Below are 17,367 nucleotides of genomic sequence, written 5' to 3' on the forward strand. Positions count from 1 at the left end.
GCTACGGTAACCGCCACGCCCGACAGGTTCGCCCCACCGGCGATTCGGATACCCCTGCAACATCGGAGACAACGACGCCGATGTGTGCCGCATGCAAGGGGATTCGATCATGAGCGGGGATATGGGAAGCGGTTTCACCGTCGTGGACGTGGAGACCTCGGGGCTGAGCGCGGGCGTGGACCGGGTGCTGTCGATCGCGGCGATCCAACTGGACGAGCGCGGTCGGCAAGCCCAGGAGTTCTACACGCTACTCGACCCCGGCTGCGATCCCGGACCCGTCCACATCCACGGCCTGACCAGACAGAAGCTGCACGGCTCCCCGCGCTTCGAACACATCCACCGCCACCTGTCCTCGATGCTCACCGGCCGAGTCATGGTGGCGCACAACGCCCGCTTCGACTACGACTTCCTGGCCGGCGAATTCCGCCGTGCCGGTGCCGTCCTGCCCGTGCGGCAACGCCTGTGCACCCTCGCCCTGGCCCGCCGCGTCGCCCTCCCCACCCCCGACTACCGCCTGGGCACCCTGGCCGCGCACTACCGCGTGACGCAGCGCGATGCCCACAACGCCCTCGACGACACCCGCGTCCTGGTGGGAGTGCTGAGCGGCCTGATCTCCGACGCCGACCGCCTCGGCATCGTCCCGCCGTTGCTGTCGTGCCCGCCGAGGGGTGCGAATCGCCAGGGCTGGCGGGACGGTCCCAAAATGCCCTGCCCGTACGAGAACCCCGGTCGATTCACCGAGGGCGGCGCACTGGTGCAGGGCATGAAGGTCGCCATCACCGGCGACACCCGTTGCGAGCGAACCGAACTGGTGGCCCGCGCGGAAGCCGCCGGACTCGATGTCACCGGCAACGTCAGCCGCTTGACCAGCGTGCTGGTAGCCAACGATCTGGCCGTGCCCTCAACCAAGGCCATCAAGGCCCGTGACTTCGCCACCCCGATCCTCACCGAGGCCCGCTTCCTGCAACTGCTGGACCACGTCCAGCCGGGCATTCGGAAAGACGCTGCGGCGCAGCCGAAACCACCAACACCGAAACCCGAGCCCGCAGCCCCGAGACCGGAACCGTCCGGCCCACTATCCGGCCGCCGCATCCTGGTACTCGGCGGCTCTCACGACGAGTCCGCCGAAATCCGCAAGCGCATAACCGAACTCGGCGGCTCCGCCGCAGTGAACCTGTCAGCCGGTGTCACCGACATCCTGCTGCTCCCCGGATCCGAGACCGACCCCCGCCGCGACCAAGCCGCCACCCTCGGCCTCCCAACCTGCGGCCCCGAACTACTCGCCACCCCCGGAACAGCCGGAACCGAGGAACCGATCTCCCCGCTGGTATTCGAAACGGCAACCCCCGCACAGGTTCTCGCCCACGGCCAGGTAACCGACCTCCCGATCGCAGCCCGCGGCGGCAAATGGACCCTCAGAACCTCCTGGCTACAAACCACAACCGCCGAAGTAGACCTGGTCGCCTTCCTCGTAGACGACAACCACAAAGTCACCGCCGACGAAGACTTCCTCTTCTACAACCAACCAGAAACCCCCGGCGCCCGCCTGACCCTCGACGGCCCCACCGAACAATCCCTGGACCTCGACCTGGAAGCCCTCCCCACCCACTGCCGCCGAATAGTCCTAGCCGCCGCCCTACACGGCGAGACCCTCACCTTCGCCCACCTGGGCCCCATAGAACTCGAAGCCGACCCAGGCCCCGAATCCGGCCCCTACGCCCGAGCCACCCTCGACGCCGCCACCGAAGAACGCACCCTCGTCCTAGCCGAAATCTACCTCCGCCAAAACAATTGGCGCCTCCGAGCCATAGGCCAGGGCTACCCCACCGACCTAGCCACCCTGGCCCGCCACTACGGCGTCGACATCGCAGACTGAAGTGCCGCTCCGGACGCCCGAGTAGACCACATGCTGCCTGACCGGGGCGTGTCCGTTTGGCGACACTGCCTGTCTGTGTAGCTTGTCGCGGTCACCGGCGTTTACTGCCTACGGTCTTCTTATGGGAATGAACTATTTTCACCAGTTGTGCTGCCGGTCGAGTTTGTGGGAGCGGGCCAGTGCTACGCGGATCGTTCCGTGGGCTCTCGACGGGGTGGAACTGGGTGATCGGGCCTTGGAAGTGGGGCCGGGGTATGGGGCCAATGTGGGGACGTTGCGGGGGCGGGCGGGGGCGTTGACCGGGTTGGAGATCGATGGCGGGTTGGCGGCGCGGTTGCGTGAGCGGCAGGCGGGGAGGATGCGGGTCATCGAGGGGGATGGGACTGCTATGCCGTTGTCGGACAAGGAATTCGATTCGGTGGTGTGCTTCACCATGCTGCATCATGTGCCCTCGCCTGTTCAGCAGGATGAGCTGTTCGCTGAGGCTTTTCGGGTGTTGAGCCCGCAGGGTGTCTTCGCGGGCAGTGATGGGCTCGACCGTTTGGCCTTCCGGCTCATGCATATCGGTGATACCTGTGTGCCGGTGCCGCCGGTCACCCTCTCCGACCGGCTCAGCCGCGTGGGGTTCCGTGACGTCGAGATCGAAACCGGCGCAACCATGTTCCGCTTCCGTGCTCGGCGGCCTTGACCGCAGCTGGCAAGTCTCGGGTCCGGGTTGGTCGTGGCTTCTGGCGATACACGCTGGTCTACGACAAGGTCGGTGCGAATCTCACGCAACGCCCATACGATCTCGACCGCACCGATTATTTTCGTGCACGCGCACCGTCGTTCCTTCTGGATGCACCGTGCCCGGGACCACCCCGGGGCGCGGGAAGACACAGGAAGGTGCTGGGATGCGGAAGTTGATTCTGGGTTTCTACGTTTCGGTCGACGGCAAGAGTGCCGACGCGGACAACGGGATTCGTGACGTCATGATGAGCGTCGACGACGACGAGCAGGAGAAGTACTTCGTCGACCAGCTGTGGGAGGCAGGCGCTTTCCTGATGGGCCGCAACTCCTGGGAGGCGATGGCCGCCTTCTGGCCCACCTCCGATCACCCGTCCGCCAAGGCCATGAACGAGATCCCGAAGGTCGTCTTCTCCCGCACCTTGACCTCCGCCGACAGCTGGCCCGAGACCCGGATCGCGAGCGGCGACACGGTCGAGGAGATCAACAAACTCAAAGCCGAGCCCGGCAAGGACCTGGTTGCCGCGGGCGGCACCGAATTCCTGCACTCCCTGATCAAACTCGGCGTCGTCGACGAGTTCCGCCTGTGGGTCCTCCCCGCCGCCACCGGCAAGGGCGCACCCCTGTTCCCGGAACTGGATCAGCCCCTCAACCTGCGCCTGGTGAAAAGCACGGCCTTCCCCTCCGGAGTCCTCGAGCTGATTTACGCCGTAGCCGACAAGCAGACCCCGTCGGACAGCTAGCGCCGACGTCCAGGTGATTGCGAATATGCCTGCGCCAGAATCCGACTCACTCCGCGCCCAGTGTTGTGGCGGCAGTCGGATTCACCGGTCGCAATCAGGTGAATGACCAAGCTATGTCGGTTCCATGGCTGTTGCTTTTTTTCCATCGGATGGATCGATCAACAGCCGTTCGATGATAATCGTGGCGGTGGGCATGTCGGCCGGTTCTCCGGTGATCAGCTCGCGGTAGTAGAACGATTCACTGAGCCGGTGGACCGCGAAAGCCAGAGTGGTGGAATCGATATCGGGCAGCGCGCCCAACTCCTCGTCGATCAATGCCGCGATCGATTCGATGAAACGCCGTTGCACGACACCGTGTTTGGAGGTCAGCACCCGGAGGGCGGTTTCGGTGTGCCGGGAGACGAACAGGCGCATCGAGGGCATTTCCGCACCGTATTGCGCCACCTCGCTCACCGTGTGCGCGATGCCGCGCGCACCCTGGCCGCGGTGTCGGACGCCGACCTGCTTCATGATCTTCTTCGCGAGTCCCCACAGCACCTCACCCAGGATCCGGTCACGATCGCCGTATCGGCGATAGAGCGTGGCGCGGCCGATATCGGCTTCTTTCGCCAGCAATCGCAGGTCGATCCAGCCGTCTCGGATGAACATCGCGGTCGCGACCCGCAGCAGCGGATCGCTCGGTGAAAACGGTGCTGGGCCCAGCTCGCGAGACACCATCCGCATAGTGTTTCACGAACCACGGCCGCCCGCCGGGAAGCTGCGTCAGCCTTCCAGCTGCCCGGCGATGGCCTGGCTCGCCCGCACCAGCAGCGGTACGGAACTTTCGAAGGCGTGGTGCGCCTGGCCCGCCAGGGAGATCGCTCCGAACAGCCCCGTCGAACCCTTGATGGCGACCCCGACGCAGCCGACGCCCGAAAAGCATTCGGCCCGTTCGGCCGCGATGCCGCCGGTCGCCCGGATCCGGGCCAGTTGCTGGTGAAGATGGCCGAGGTCGCCGATGCTGCGCGGGGTGCGCCGAACCGGCGGCTCGGGGTATTCGGCATCGATCTTCGCCGCGGGGAGCGCGGCCAGCATGGCTTTGCCGAGGGCGGTGCAGTGTGCCGGGGCGCGCTTGCCGACGCGAGACGGGACATCGAAGGCGCCCGGCACCTTGGTCTTGTCCAGGAAGTACACGTCGGTGCGGTCGAGAATCCCGAGATGGACCACCAGTTCGGTGCGTACCGCGAGCTCGTGCAGGATCGGCGCGGCGGCGGAACGCAGTGCGCTGTCACCGATTTCGCGCCCGCCGAGGCTCAGGCCGCGCGAACCGAGGCGGTAGCCACCCGTCGCGCGATCCAGCCAGTTCAGTCGGGTCAGCTGTTCGAGAATCCGGTAGCACGTCGAGCGTGGCAGTCCGGTGCGGTGGATGACCTGGTCGAGTGATCGACGGACGTGTGGACTCTCGAACGTGTCCATGATCAGGGTGAAGCGCTCGAGCATCGACAGGGGCAGCGTGCGTTCGCTGATCGAATCCTGAACCATGGCGTCCCCTATTCCCACAGCGCGGAGCAGGGGAGCAGGGGGTACACGTCGTCGACACTATCGTCCACGACTACTTCGAACGCCATTCGGCCCAGCTCGGCGGCGATGTTCGCGGCCTGCTCGGCGGGTGCGTTGTAGTCGAGCTGCAACGCGCCTGATCGAATTCGTATGTGGCGCAGCAGCTTCATAGGTGCTTTCGCGCCGGTGATAGACATGAAGGACACCATGTCGCCTTATGGGATTCGCGGATGCCTGCCGAGGCCATGCTCGCGGTCGGATGGACCAATATGAACGAACGCTTCCTGCGCGAAGACGCTCCCTTGGGCGCATCCGCTGATAACCATGAGACACATAGGGCTGAGTGTCTCTACATTTTTTGAGACACTATCGGATCGGTGTCCCGGATGCAAGGGTCGTTCGTGTCCCAAGATCGCTGGTGGAGGCATTATTTCCACGCTGGCCAGCGGGTTCGTGGAACACTGGGGCGGTGATGTCTCAGGCCTCCGATTCGTCGGCTCCCTTCGCGCCGGACGATCCGGTATTGAAGCTCGCGATCGCGATGTTCGAGCGGGACGGTTGGATCGACGCGCGTCTGCTGGCGAAGGAGGCCGGGATCGGCAGAGCCACGCTCTACCGCCGATACGGCGACCGCGACCGCATCCTCGGCGAGGTCGTCTGGGCCCTGTTCCACGACATCGCCGCCGACCAGTGGGAGAAGTTCCACGACCGTGGCGCCGAGGGCATCGCGGAGATGATCGGCAGATCGCAGCACGCCGGGGCCGAGATTCCCGCGATGCGCAAATTCGTCACCGAACACACCGAAACCGCGCTCAGGGTAATGACTTCCGGTCGTGGTGTGGTCCAGCCGCGGACCATCGAATCCCTGATCCGGCTCATCACCACCCAGATCGGCGAACCATCGGACATCGAAGTCGGCAAGCTCGCCTATGCCGTGGCGAGAGTCGGTGAATCGTTCTATCACCGCGAACTCATCACCGGCGAACCGACGGACTTCGAATCCACCACCATCGTCATCAAACGCCTCCTGAACTATCAGCCGATCAACCCGCCGACCGCCGCCGAATGAGCCGACGGCCGGCTACCTCCGACGTGTGATGTGGTCGGGGACGGCGACGTCTCCGACGAGGTCCGGTGACGGGATCGGCGTACCCCAGGTCGTCCGCAAAGGGAGTTGACCTGCCCAGATTCCGCCCGCGGCGATATCGGCGGGGGAGTCGTGGGGGCCACCGCTGCGGACTTTGACCGACGCCTCGGTGAGATCGAGTGCGAGGACGGTCGTCCAGCTCAGGTCATGCGCGGTCGGGTGCGGCACGTAGTCCCACGAGCCCGGCGCGCAGTGCTCGACGATGGTTCGCAGACCGTGCAGCTTCGCGTCGGCGTCGACGACTTCGCTTGGGCGACCGTGAATTACCGCTGACCGATAGTTCAACGAGAAATCCTTCGGCGTCCGCGCGTAGACCACGCCGTCGAGGAGGGTCACGGCGACACAGACGGCACCCGCGGCGGCCAGCCGCAAACTCTGAGCTTCGGCGGAACCGTGCAGATACAGCGTGTCGCCGTCGCGTCCGTAGGTGGTCGGCAGCACCAGCGGTGCGCCGTCGGCGATCACCGACAGATGGCAGACGAGCGCTGCGTCGAGCAGTGCGTCCAACTCGGAGCGGTCGGTGCGAGCGCGCTGCGCGTCACGCCGGATAGTGCTGCGCTCGGTCGGTGAGAGCGGCATGCGGGTCATGGTGTCCAGCATGCACATCCGCCCGTTCGCGGGCGCGCAGACACGACCGAACGTAGCTGGATCGAAGGCGGCGAAGTGGTTTCCCGCCAACGCCACCCCGGTGCACGATGGTCATCGTGATCGCGGCCGTCACCTCCGCGGCGTTGTTCGTGACGCTGCTGTGCGCACCCTACTTCTTCATCGGCGATGTCGGCACCGCCTGTTCCTCATCACCGCCATGGCGGCCGGGCTCGACATAATCATCTACCTGTTCATGTACGCTGCGGCCATCCGGTTGCGATACACCCAACCGGACCTGCCCCGCCCGTTCCGTATCCCGGGTGGACGGCCGGGAATGTGGGCCTTCGCCGGAACCGGTTTCGCGGCCATGGTTTTCGCCCTCACCACCGCCTTCGTTCCGCCCGAACAACTGCCGATCGGAAATCCGGTCCTGTACGTGGCGCTGGTCGCGGGTGGCACGGTGCTCTGTTGCGCCGCACCGGTTCTCGTCGAGCGCCTGCGCGAACCGTCCTGGATCACACCTGCGAAATCGCAGTGAAGACGACGAGAGGTCGTGCATGACCGAGATCAACATTTCGAAACAGGCCACCGGCCAGTCAATTCCGGCATCACCGGGAAACCGGGTCGCCGTCGTGATCGGCAGCACCCGCCCCACCCGGATCTGCCCGGACGTCGCGTCCTGGATCCGTGATGTCGCCCAGCAGAACAGCCCGCTGACCTACGAGCTGCTCGACCTGGCGGAGGTCGGGTTGCCGCTGCTGGACGAACCGCTCAAAGCGGCACTGCAGCAGTATCAGCACGAGCACACCCGCCGCTGGAGTCGAATCGTCAACTCCTACGACGCCTTCATTTTCGTTTTCCCGCAGTACAACTGGGGCTACCCGGCAGCCTTGAAGAACGCCCTGGACTACCTCTACCACGAATGGCACGACAAACCGGCCACCGTCGCCACCTACGGCACTCGCGGCGGCGGCAAGGCCGCGACCCAACTCCTCACCGTTTTACAGGGCCTGCACATGCGCGCCCTCGACAACCACCTAGAACTAGCCATCGGCGACAACGACGTCGACAACGACTGGCAGCTCATCAACGTCGACGCCACCTTGAACCCCTACCGAGACAAGATCCGCGAAATTGATGAACGATTGATCGAAGCGCTCGAGGATGACCAGCGCTAGCTACAGTCCCGGAATCTATTGCGCCTGAACCCGAATCGGGCTCCATGCGGCGGCGAGTAGGCAAGTTCCGCAGGCGGTTTGCCCGACTATCTGACCCGCCACCGTGCCCCGGTTGACGAACGCCCAGAGATAAGCGGCCAGAAGTGCACAGATCACGACGATTTCGGGGAGTGTTGGCCGCCTCATCCATCCGGTGCGTCGACCTCCTCGCACAGCCCCCGGCCGGCGGATAAGCGTCAAGCAGCCCACCGTGGCGCATGCGACAAGCGCCAGCGCGTACAGATTGCCTGCGATCACATCGTTGCTGTTCCCGCTGGCGATCAATCGGGTGGTCGCAGCGAGATACAAACCGACGCCCATTACGCTGACACCCAACGCGATCAGCGTGTACAGCCTCTTCCGACCATCATGTGCGGTCGAACCCACCCCACTCGTACTCACAGTCAAAGGTTACAAGTCCGAGGGCTGCGCCACCTCGTAATTTCGAGCGTGCGGACAGCCCTACCGGGTTGTCAGCGTGGGTATCACGGTTTCGAAATCTCAACGAGCAGACCTTATTCCGACCGTTCGAGAATTCGGTTCGCCGCACGGCCGCCAGACAGGCAGGATGCTGCCGCGCTGGCTCTCCGATGCGGCACACCGCGGTCCGCCACCGGAATGCGGCCTGTGGCCGGGGTGGACTGGCCCGCCGTGCCCGAGCGCCGCTGACGGCAGGGGGTCCATTAGCGTGCATGCCATAGCGACACCGCCCGAGCCACGGTGACTCTGGGCCCGCGACGTGACAGGGAGAATCTCATGGGTTCGTTCGACGTGCCGCTGGAAGATGAACGGACTCAGCTGAATGCGTTCATAGAGGACCATCGCACTGCCATCGAGAGGACTCTCGAAGGCCTCACCGAGGAGCAGGCGCGCGGTCGGCTGGTCCCGTCGGCTACGACGTTGCTCGGGTTGCTGCAGCACGTCACGTGGATGCAGCGGGTGTGGTTCGAGGAGTGTGTGGGCGGTACCTCGCGCCAGGATCTCGGGTTGGTGGGAAGTCCGGATGAGTCCTTTCGGCTTTCCGGCGACGACACCATCGCCTCGGTTGTCGCAGCTCATGAGAAGGCCTGCGCCACAGCCCGTTCGATGACCGCGGGCATGTCTCTGGACACCGTCGTGACGGGCCACAGGTCCGGGCCGCGCACGCTGCACTGGGTCTACCTGCAAGTGCTGCGTGAGCTGGCGCAGCATTGCGGGCATGCCGACATTCTGCGCGAGCAGATACTCGCCGAGTGAAAGGCTTGGCTGCCCGGCCTGTTTGTACCGAATCAGTGCGGAATAATGCTGAAGGGGCGCGGCTCGGGCCGTGACGTCAGATGAGCTTCGATCATCTGCGCGACTTGATACGCGTGCTCGGTCGGCTCGAGATACGGCAGGTATTCGACCGTGCGTGCGAGCGCTGGCAGGTCGACGGTCAGATACATCGCCATCAGCGGGTTCACGAAAAGCTCTGTGCCGCCGGTGCGGTCGGTGGCGTGCACATCACCGAATTCCCCGCGCAGCGCGCTGGCGATCTGGGAGTGGACAATGCTCGGCCGCAAGGGTGTTTCGGCCAGCGCGTGCACAACCGCGGCGAAATAGGCCGATCCCTCCGGACTGTCCGACGGTATGGACAGCGCCCCGAGGTACGCGTTCTGGCGTTGCAGCGCAGCGAGATTCTCGAGCACATGCGCATGGCAGACGCCGTGATAGGCGTCGATTCCGAATCCGACCGACACCACCAGCCGGTTGAGGTCGTCGAGTCCCGCCACGGCCGCCAGGCTCGTCATATCCTCCTGCGGAGTGCCCAGCCCGGCCTCGTCGCCCCGCAACAGAATGTCGGTGCCGCCGTCCACCAGCACGATGGCGTCCACCTCGAGCTGCTCGACGAGTGCGGCATAGGCCGCGCGCAGCGGCCGGACACCGGATTTGGGGAACGCGTACACGACCGGCTTGCGGCCGGTGCCGGCCAGCCAGCGCGCCAGGCTGCGTTCGGGGAAGTAGTCGTCGTTCCCGGCGGTGTCGGGATCGACAGCGGCAACTCCTGGCGCCAGCCAATTCTCGAGCGGCATCCGGCGCAGATCACTGAACGAGAGATTCGCCAGATGCACCTGCTTGCCCTGTCCTTCGAGCGCGACAGCGAGCGGCAGCCCGCCGTATACATCGAATCCGCCACCCGCGCCCGCGATCAGCACCCGCGAAGCGTCACTCAGACGACTGAACAACGGCGGCTCGGCCAGACGATACGAAGTCACCCCGCCATCATGGGCACTGCGACAATCCGACGCCACAGATTTACTGCCCTGCACGAGGGTTCGGCGACCCTGTTCAGTAGCCTCTCTATCAGGCACGCCGCAGGTGGTGAGTTGGTCTGCCGCGCAACGACCGTGGCTGCCACCCACTTCGGCTCAACCCCACCGGCACTCCCGAAATGCCCGGCACCAAGGAGCGATATGAACGGCGGCTGTCTCTGCGGCAATATCCGGTTCTCCGCGACCGGCGACCCGGACTTCCCACATCTGTGCTCGTGCCCCCACTGCCAACGCCTCTCCGGTGCCCCGGTGATGTCATGGGTGTCGTTCCCCGCCAAGGGATTCGAGTGGACCGGCCCAGGCGGGGAACCGACCTGGTACGAGACTTTCCCTCAGATCTCCCGCGGCTTCTGCCCGATCTGCGGATCCACCCTCGCGTCCAAGGGTGATGAGCCCGGCCTCGTCGGCGTCACGATCATGGCTCTGGACGACCACACCGACCTGGTCCCGATCAAGCAGAGCTTCGCCCACAACGCTGTCCCGTGGCTGCCCCCATCGGTCTGAGATCAGCGACGTTTGCTGGAAGGGGCCGCCGACCCGAACCGGTTCCGGCCCACCGTCTTACCGAGGTGATGCCAACCAATCAGTGGGACGATTTTGGTCAATTGTCCGAATTTGCTGCGAAAGTGCCACGCCCACGCTAATTTGCCGCGCATGTCTCGTATCCATGCACTGGTGGCCGCCGCCGCGCTGACCGCGCTCCCGCTGGCGTCGGCCGCCCCCGCATCCGCTGCCCCCGTGGTGAACAAGGTCGTCGTGATCGGCATCGACGGCACGCTGTGGAGCGAGGTGCAGGCCGCCAACGCCCCGAACCTGGGCCTGCTGGCCGCCCAGGGCACCCTCGCCCGCACCTCGATCGCCCCGCACACCACCATGTCGTGCGTCTCCTGGGCGACGGCATTGACCGGTGTATGGGACACCAAGCATGGCATCCGCGACAACGACGCCACCTGTGTCCCTGCGGCTTTCGCGCCGTACCCCACCGTGTTCACCCAGCTCGAGCGCGCCCAGCCGCGCCTGTCCACCGCCTCACTGGGCACCTGGGACAAGATCGGCATGATCGCCCGAACCGGAAATCCGGCCGCGGACAAGGTATCCGTGACGCAGGTGGATCCGACCGGCGCGGGAGTCTGTGAGACAACAGCGGATTCGAATGCCGCGGCAAAGGTGGTCTCCGCGGTCACCGACGAGGGCACCGATTTCGTGTTCACGCACCTCGACCAGGTCGACATCGTCGGCCACACTCTGCGCGGCATCTGGCCGCAGGCCTACCGCGACGCCATCGGCCGCGTGGACACCCTGGTCGGCAAGATCACCAAGGCGGTCGACGACCGCGCCCGCACCCACACCGACGAACGCTGGACCATCCTGGTAACCACCGATCACGGCCACAAACCCGAAGGCGGCCACGGTGGTCAAAGCCCCTACGAGACAGCGAGTTTCACAATCGCCCGCGGCCCCGACTTCACCCCGGGCGCCCAAAACAACGCCTACACCCTCGCCGACATCACCCCCACGGTCCTCGACCTCCTGGGCGCCCCCACCGACCCGAACTCCGACGGCCGCTCCATGCGCCTCGGCGGCTCAGGCAACCCGGCAACCCCCACCCCCAACACCCCCGCCATCGACTCCGGCCTCACCGGCTCCTCCTCAGGCTCAGCCCAAATGCTGATGGTCAACAACCCCCTCTGCCTGGTAGCCAGCGGCTCAGCCGGTGGGTCTTTCGGGAAGTAGCCGGGAAGGCCAAGGCGTGACCCGGCGAGCTAACGATCAGCTCGGTGCCGGGTCCAGCTCGCGACGAAATAGTCGTGATCGTCGGTCGCCGGATCTGCGTGCAGCCGACCCTGGAATCGCTGGTCGGCCGCGGCACCTGCCAGTACCTGCCATGCCGCTCGCCCGGTCGTCGGAATCCGATGCTCACGCAAATCCAAGCGCGCGAGGGCGTCTGCGTCGGCTCGCGCGAGCGTTTCGGCTACCTCGGAGTCGAAGTCCCGCGCTCGACTGGCCTCACGTGCCCGCCACTCGGCGGGCATGCTGGTCGATCCCTCGCCCATGACGAGCATTGCCACGCGCTCGGCTCTCCCCGCTAATTCCCGGCCGAGTTGAGCGCACTCCTGTGGCGTCGCGACGAATGACACGGCCTCGTATGCGATTGCGGCCGTGATCATCCCCTTGGGTTTGCTGGTCAACATGAGCCAATAGCCGAGCGTGAGGGACAGCGGCAGCGGCTGCGGTGGGCCCGCGCCCTCCCACCCGTACTCCCACCAGATCCCGGCGGCCCGGAGACTCCCGTAGGCACCGGAAGGGTCGAAGCTCCTGGTCACCTCGTCACCGCCGACAATCACGACGAGATCGGCCGCGCCCTCGGACGGGCTGACGGACTTGTCGTAAATATTGAAGACCGGAATCCCCAGTTGCCGAACGGATTCCGCGCACGCCGACCGCAATGTGTCCCACTCGCCGGAAGCCTCACCGGCAATGTCCGGAATCAGCATCATCGGGTGCGGGCACACCGCAGCAGAGATCAGTGGCACAGCATCTCCTCGCAATCATGATCACATCCACTGTCGCACAACGAGCTTGAAGAAGTGGCGGTCGCGAGTCCCCTGCGGACAGCAAGACTGGCTGCGTTGCAGCATCCCGGCTGCCGGCTGTCGGGAAGTCGGCCTAGATGTGCGAAACCATGCCGGGACGATCAGTTTTCTGACGAATACTCGGCCGTATTGCGGCTCCGGGTCGATCTGGGCATCGGGCCATTTTCTGGAGAGCAGTTCGCGGCTCGTCCCGTCTGAATCGGGCAGTGCTGCTGGGGGCCCAATTGACTGGTCGCGCTGATTCGAGGTCGGACGAACCTCAGTGATTTGTCGACTTGGGTTCGGGGGATCGGTGCTTTTCAAATGTGCTGGACAGCGTTACCAGGCTCTTGCCGAATCCGTCACTGCGTGTAGTCGGGTTGAAAATCGCACCTTCGGACGGGGTTCGGCGTGGCGTCCGCAGGCTCGGAAACTGTTCGGTACCGCGGCCGTGTTTGCGGTTTCTGGCCTGGTCAGGGTGGGTTTCGGCACAGGGTTCAATACCGGCCGATCGGGATTTTCTCGCGTAGGGTCGAGTTCATGCGATTGAGCACCCGTAACCAGCTGGATGGAACTGTCACTTCGATCACCCGTGGCGAGGCCATGGCCGTGATCCGCGTTCGCCTCAATGGCGGAGACGAGGTGACCTCGTCGATCACCCGCGATGCAGCGGATGATCTCGAGCTCGCTGAAGGCTCTGCGGTGAAGGTTCTCTTCAAGTCGACCGAGGTCACTCTCGGCGTCGAGTAAATACCGCCGCGCAACGCCGGACCGACTGAAATCCAGTTGGTCCGGCGTTGCTGCGTTTAAGGGCATGTTCGGCTCAGGAACTCGGCTACGACTCACCTGCTGCCGTTCTCGGTCATGTTCCAGCGGAAAACAGGGTTGCCGCTCAGCGCATTCCGTTCTGTGGCCGACCGTCACCGAAGGCAGCGCAGTACGAACGGAACCCGCAGTAGGGTGCGGTGGTGGCAGTGACTGTGGAACCGCTGGGTGAGGTCGACGACTCGGCTCGCGGGCAGGGGGTCGGGGCTGCGTTGATCGAGGAGGCCAAGGCGCGGGCCGATGCGGCTGGCGCGCGAACGTTGGATCTGACCTCGCGAGCCTCCCGGTCGGCTGCCAATCGCCTCTACGAGCGGCTCGGATTCCGGCCGCGTGAATCTCGGGTCTACCGGTTCGCGCCCACAGACTGACAATGCGCGAACCGAATCATGTTCGCGGCGAACGTATTGCTTCGCGGTGAGCGGATCGGTGCGATGTGTGGCCGACGCTACACCGAGTAGTTGTACGGTGCCGGTGGTGGCCGCGGCGCAGCAGGATCGGCTGCGTACCGGGTCGAGGTGGAAGGGGAGTTGTGGTGGAAGAGGTTGGGGCGGAACGGCCCAAAGGGTTGGGGAAGCGGGCCTGGGTGGCTACGCAGGTGGTGCGGCGGGTGTTGCGGACTCTCGCTTGGTCGAAGGTGGTGCGGGTGGCTGTGATCGGGCGGGAGCGGGTGCCGGGGCGGGGGCCTTTGATTGTTGCCAGTAATCACATTTCGATGTTGGATGCGGTGTTTCTGTGGGGGGCGTTGCGGCGGCGGGCGGTGGCGATCGCGATGGCGGAGTTGTGGACCTGGCCGGTGGTGGGGTGGCTGGTGGCGCGGTTGGGGCAGATTCCGGTGGTGCGGCGCGACAGTGCGTCGGGGCGGTCGGCGGTGGCGCGGGCGGAGCAGATTCTGCGATTCGGGGGTGTGTTGATCATTTATCCGGAGGGGCGGCTGGTGGCAGCGGGGGAGGATGAGCCGTACAAGCCGGGGGTCGCGGAGTTGGCGTTGGCGACCGGTGCGCCGGTGATTCCGGTGGGGACGAGCGGGACCGACCGGATGCTGCCGATGCGCAAGGTGCGCGGGGACGGGCCCAAATTCGATCGGCACGCACCGGTGACCATCCATTTCGGGGAGCCGATCGACCCGGCGGACTTCGACGACCCGGTGAAGTTCCTCGACCACCTCAGGCAGTGCATCGAAGACCTGCGGCACTGACCCGCGGCTCGTCCCTGCGTGGGTGGCGTGACGTGCGCTGATAGCGTGGTCGGGGTTGGCGCCTTCTCGGACGTTGTTCTTCGATCGAAGGAGACCGCATGAGCGACGGCAAGCCGAAGACCTCCCGCCGAGGCCGCGTGTCCGAGCCACCGCTGTCGATCGAGGTGCGCGGTGCGAAGGTGCACAATCTGAAGGACGTCGACGTCACCGTGCCGTTGCGCAGACTGGTTGCGGTGGCCGGTGTTTCGGGATCCGGCAAATCCTCGCTGGCCATGGGCGTGCTGTACGCGGAGGGTTCGCGCCGCTATATCGAGGCCCTCTCGACCTATACCCGGCGGCGGATGTCGCAGGCGCCGCGCGCGGCCGTGGACAGCGTCGAGCATGTGCCCGCGGCCCTGGCGCTGCGGCAGCGTCCCGGAGTGCCCGGGGTGCGCAGTACCTTCGGCACCTCCACCGAGCTGCTCAACTATCTGCGGCTGCTGTTCTCGCGGCTGGCTTCTCATCGCTGCCCCAACGGGCACTATCACGAGCCGACCATCGCTGTGGCGCAGGGACTTTCGCTGACCTGCCCGGTGTGCGCAGTGGTCTTCGATCCGCCGGGCGCGGAGTCGCTGGCCTTCAATTCCGATGGCGCGTGCCCGCGCTGCACCGGCACCGGTGTGGTGAACGAGATCGACGAGGCGGCGCTGGTCCCGGACCCGTCGCGCACGATCGCGGAGGGGGCGGTCGCACCCTGGTCGATGTTCGGGCTGACGCTGATGCCCCAGATCGTCGCCGAATTCGGGGTTCGCACCGACGTCCCGTACCGGAAACTGACGGCGAAGGAACGCAAGACCGTGCTGCACGGTCCGGCCGAAAAGCGGCACATCGCAGTCGCTTCCAAGAACGGCAAAGTCTTCGAGATGAACTTCACCTACGTGAATGCGCGCAGCGCGGTGGAGGAGGCCGTGCGCAAGGCCACCGATGAGCGCGGGCTGAGCCGGGTCGGCAAGTTCATCAGCCGCCAGATCTGCCCGGTCTGCCACGGCACCCGGTTGAGCGAGGCGGCACGCGCGCCGCTGGTGGACGGGATCAACCTGGCCGAGGCGACCGCGAAGACTCTCGATGAACTGGTCGCCTGGGTCCCGACCCTGGAGCAGCAGTTGCCGCCCGAGATGCGGCAGATGGCGCGAAACATCATCGACAAGCTGCTCGAAACCGCCCGCCGCCTGCTGGAATTGGGCCTCGGCTACCTCGGCCTGGACCGCGCGGGCGCGACCCTGTCGACCGGTGAACGCCAGCGGGTGCAGCTCGCGCGTGCGGTCCGCAATCAGACCACCGGCGTGCTCTACGTGCTCGACGAACCGTCGATCGGCCTGCACCCCTCCAACGTCGACGGCCTGCTCGGCGTCATGCGCGACCTGCTGCGCGACGGCAACTCCGTCGTACTCGTCGACCACGATGTGCAGGTGCTGCGCGAAGCCGACTGGCTGATCGAGATGGGGCCGGGATCCGGAACCGAGGGCGGGCGGGTGCTGGCCACCGGCGACCCGGCGGCGCTCGGCGCGAATCCGGCGTCGCTGCTCGGCGGATTCCTGATCGGACGCGAACCGGTGGTGGTGCGGGCCCGCGCCAGCGCTGAAGAGATGTTCGAGCACGGGCATATTCGCTTGTCCACCAAGCCGATTCACACCGTGCATGCCCTGGAACTCGACCTACCCCAGGGGCGGGTGACCGCGGTGACCGGTGTGTCCGGGTCGGGGAAGACCACGGCGATTCTGGAGAGCCTGGTCCCCGCCCTCGCCCCGGGAACCGTACTGCCGCAGCACGTTATCGCTGTCGACGCGCCCGCGATCACCCGCGTCGAGACGGTCGATGCCACCCCGATCGGCATCAATGTCCGCTCCACGGTCGCCACCTACAGTGGCGTCCTCGACGACCTCCGCCGCGCCTACGCGGCCACACCGGCCGCCAAGGAGCGCGGTCTCACTGCCGCGGATTTCTCCTACAACACCGGATCCCTGCGCTGCCCACGATGTGAAGGCACCGGCCAGATCTCGCTGGACGTCCAATTCCTCCCCGACGTCGACATCGACTGCCCCGAATGCGAAGGCTCCCGCTATTCGCCCGCCGCGGACGAAATCCTGCGCCCCACACCCGATTCCGCCATCTCGTTGCCGGATCTGCTCTGCCGCAACATCACCCAGGCTATCGACCTCGTCGGCGACATCCGCCGCGTCCGCACCCGCCTGCAAACCCTCATCGACCTCGGCCTCGGCTACCTCACCCTGCACGAGGCCACCCCCGCCCTCTCCGGCGGCGAAGCCCAGCGCCTCAAACTCGCCACCGAACTCGGCCGCAACCAGTCCGACACGCTGTTCGTCCTCGACGAACCCAGCGTCGGCCTGCACCCCCTCGACATCCGCACCCTGCTCACCGTGATCGAACGCCTCAACGAACACGGCGCCACCGTCATCGTCATCGAACACGACCTCGACATGATCGCCAACGCCGACTACATCCTCGACATGGGCCCGGGCGGGGGCACCGCGGGCGGCCTGATCGTCGCCACCGGCACCCCCGACGACATCGCCCAGAACCCGGACAGCCTCACCGGCCACTATCTCGCCGAACATCTCGCCACGCACCTATAGCCGCGGGGTTGTGT

At 65.7% G+C, this 17,367-nt stretch carries 20 protein-coding genes; 14 read left to right on the top strand and 6 right to left on the bottom strand.

Annotated elements, in window-relative coordinates; genetic code table 11:
* The first annotated feature begins 109 nt into the window (after positions 1–109).
* The 3 genes from OG300_RS04865 to OG300_RS04875 all read left to right on the top strand — a co-directional run bounded on the left by OG300_RS04865 (position 110) and on the right by OG300_RS04875 (position 3,345).
* Complete coding sequence (locus OG300_RS04865; protein ID WP_405492559.1) at positions 110–1,876, top strand: exonuclease domain-containing protein; 1,767 nt, start codon at positions 110–112, stop codon at positions 1,874–1,876.
* Between the two features lie 121 nt (positions 1,877–1,997).
* Positions 1,998–2,564, top strand: coding sequence for a class I SAM-dependent methyltransferase (locus tag OG300_RS04870; protein ID WP_405492561.1), 567 nt, complete (start codon positions 1,998–2,000; stop codon positions 2,562–2,564).
* A 205-nt stretch (positions 2,565–2,769) separates the two neighbouring features.
* On the top strand, positions 2,770–3,345 hold the full coding sequence (locus OG300_RS04875; RefSeq protein ID WP_405492563.1) for a dihydrofolate reductase family protein: 576 nt from the start codon (positions 2,770–2,772) through the stop codon (positions 3,343–3,345).
* Between the two features lie 111 nt (positions 3,346–3,456).
* Here OG300_RS04875 and OG300_RS04880 read toward each other — a convergent pair whose 3' ends face one another.
* From OG300_RS04880 to OG300_RS04890, 3 genes are read right to left on the bottom strand one after another with little or no spacing between them, the layout of a single operon-like run.
* Positions 3,457–4,062 (bottom strand): QsdR family transcriptional regulator, encoded by a 606-nt coding sequence (locus OG300_RS04880; RefSeq protein ID WP_405492565.1) that lies wholly within the window; start codon positions 4,060–4,062, stop codon positions 3,457–3,459.
* Between the two features lie 45 nt (positions 4,063–4,107).
* Positions 4,108–4,866, bottom strand: coding sequence for an IclR family transcriptional regulator (locus OG300_RS04885; protein WP_405492567.1), 759 nt, complete (start codon positions 4,864–4,866; stop codon positions 4,108–4,110).
* 8 nt (positions 4,867–4,874) lie between these two features.
* Positions 4,875–5,081 carry a hypothetical protein gene (locus OG300_RS04890; RefSeq protein ID WP_405492569.1) on the bottom strand — a complete coding sequence of 69 codons (207 nt, stop codon included), beginning with the start codon at positions 5,079–5,081 and terminating at the stop codon, positions 4,875–4,877.
* A gap of 275 nt (positions 5,082–5,356) precedes the next feature.
* Here OG300_RS04890 and OG300_RS04895 point away from each other — a divergent pair, with 275 nt between their 5' ends.
* Positions 5,357–5,953 carry a QsdR family transcriptional regulator gene (locus OG300_RS04895; RefSeq protein ID WP_405492571.1) on the top strand — a complete coding sequence of 199 codons (597 nt, stop codon included), beginning with the start codon at positions 5,357–5,359 and terminating at the stop codon, positions 5,951–5,953.
* A gap of 12 nt (positions 5,954–5,965) precedes the next feature.
* Here OG300_RS04895 and OG300_RS04900 read toward each other — a convergent pair whose 3' ends face one another.
* Entirely contained in the window at positions 5,966–6,631 is a 666-nt protein-coding gene (locus OG300_RS04900) for a pyridoxamine 5'-phosphate oxidase family protein (RefSeq protein ID WP_405492573.1), read from the bottom strand.
* Positions 6,632–6,726: 95 nt separating this feature from the next.
* Here OG300_RS04900 and OG300_RS04905 point away from each other — a divergent pair, with 95 nt between their 5' ends.
* From OG300_RS04905 to OG300_RS04920, 4 genes are all read left to right on the top strand, one after another.
* Positions 6,727–6,858, top strand: a complete 132-nt coding sequence (locus tag OG300_RS04905) for a hypothetical protein (RefSeq protein ID WP_405492575.1) — start codon at positions 6,727–6,729, stop codon at positions 6,856–6,858.
* Entirely contained in the window at positions 6,837–7,157 is a 321-nt protein-coding gene (locus OG300_RS04910) for an amino acid permease (protein ID WP_405492577.1), read from the top strand. The genes OG300_RS04905 and OG300_RS04910 overlap by 22 nt, the downstream gene beginning before the upstream one ends.
* A gap of 19 nt (positions 7,158–7,176) precedes the next feature.
* On the top strand, positions 7,177–7,797 hold the full coding sequence (locus OG300_RS04915) for an NADPH-dependent FMN reductase (RefSeq protein WP_405492579.1): 621 nt from the start codon (positions 7,177–7,179) through the stop codon (positions 7,795–7,797).
* 795 nt (positions 7,798–8,592) lie between these two features.
* Complete coding sequence (locus OG300_RS04920; RefSeq protein WP_405492581.1) at positions 8,593–9,072, top strand: DinB family protein; 480 nt, start codon at positions 8,593–8,595, stop codon at positions 9,070–9,072.
* Between the two features lie 32 nt (positions 9,073–9,104).
* Here the strand turns inward: OG300_RS04920 and OG300_RS04925 are convergent, their stop codons facing one another.
* Positions 9,105–10,070 carry a DUF1152 domain-containing protein gene (locus tag OG300_RS04925; RefSeq protein WP_405492583.1) on the bottom strand — a complete coding sequence of 322 codons (966 nt, stop codon included), beginning with the start codon at positions 10,068–10,070 and terminating at the stop codon, positions 9,105–9,107.
* A gap of 198 nt (positions 10,071–10,268) precedes the next feature.
* Between OG300_RS04925 and OG300_RS04930 the strand changes: the two genes are divergently transcribed.
* Together OG300_RS04930 and OG300_RS04935 are read left to right on the top strand one after the other, a co-directional pair.
* A complete protein-coding gene (locus tag OG300_RS04930) occupies positions 10,269–10,631 on the top strand; it encodes a GFA family protein (RefSeq protein ID WP_405492585.1) in 363 nt (120 codons plus the stop codon).
* 150 nt (positions 10,632–10,781) lie between these two features.
* The gene (locus tag OG300_RS04935) at positions 10,782–11,861 is read left to right on the top strand and encodes an alkaline phosphatase family protein (protein WP_405492587.1); all 1,080 of its coding nucleotides are present in this window, start codon (positions 10,782–10,784) and stop codon (positions 11,859–11,861) included.
* Positions 11,862–11,890: 29 nt separating this feature from the next.
* Here OG300_RS04935 and OG300_RS04940 read toward each other — a convergent pair whose 3' ends face one another.
* Entirely contained in the window at positions 11,891–12,625 is a 735-nt protein-coding gene (locus OG300_RS04940) for a hypothetical protein (RefSeq protein ID WP_405498475.1), read from the bottom strand.
* A 615-nt stretch (positions 12,626–13,240) separates the two neighbouring features.
* On the opposite strand from OG300_RS04940, the gene OG300_RS04945 reads away from it, so the two are divergent.
* The 4 genes from OG300_RS04945 (at position 13,241) to OG300_RS04960 (ending at position 17,353) form a co-directional block, all read left to right on the top strand.
* Positions 13,241–13,450 carry a molybdopterin-binding protein gene (locus OG300_RS04945; RefSeq protein ID WP_405492588.1) on the top strand — a complete coding sequence of 70 codons (210 nt, stop codon included), beginning with the start codon at positions 13,241–13,243 and terminating at the stop codon, positions 13,448–13,450.
* 218 nt (positions 13,451–13,668) lie between these two features.
* Complete coding sequence (locus tag OG300_RS04950) at positions 13,669–13,893, top strand: GNAT family N-acetyltransferase (protein ID WP_405492590.1); 225 nt, start codon at positions 13,669–13,671, stop codon at positions 13,891–13,893.
* A 164-nt stretch (positions 13,894–14,057) separates the two neighbouring features.
* On the top strand, positions 14,058–14,720 hold the full coding sequence (locus OG300_RS04955) for a lysophospholipid acyltransferase family protein (RefSeq protein WP_405492592.1): 663 nt from the start codon (positions 14,058–14,060) through the stop codon (positions 14,718–14,720).
* 98 nt (positions 14,721–14,818) lie between these two features.
* Positions 14,819–17,353: an excinuclease ABC subunit UvrA gene (locus OG300_RS04960; protein ID WP_405492594.1), complete on the top strand. Its 2,535-nt coding sequence runs from the start codon at positions 14,819–14,821 to the stop codon at positions 17,351–17,353.
* Positions 17,354–17,367: the final 14 nt, after the last annotated feature.

Origin of the sequence: Nocardia sp. NBC_00511 (assembly GCF_045161165.1) — a bacterium.
Lineage (GTDB): Bacteria > Actinomycetota > Actinomycetes > Mycobacteriales > Mycobacteriaceae > Nocardia.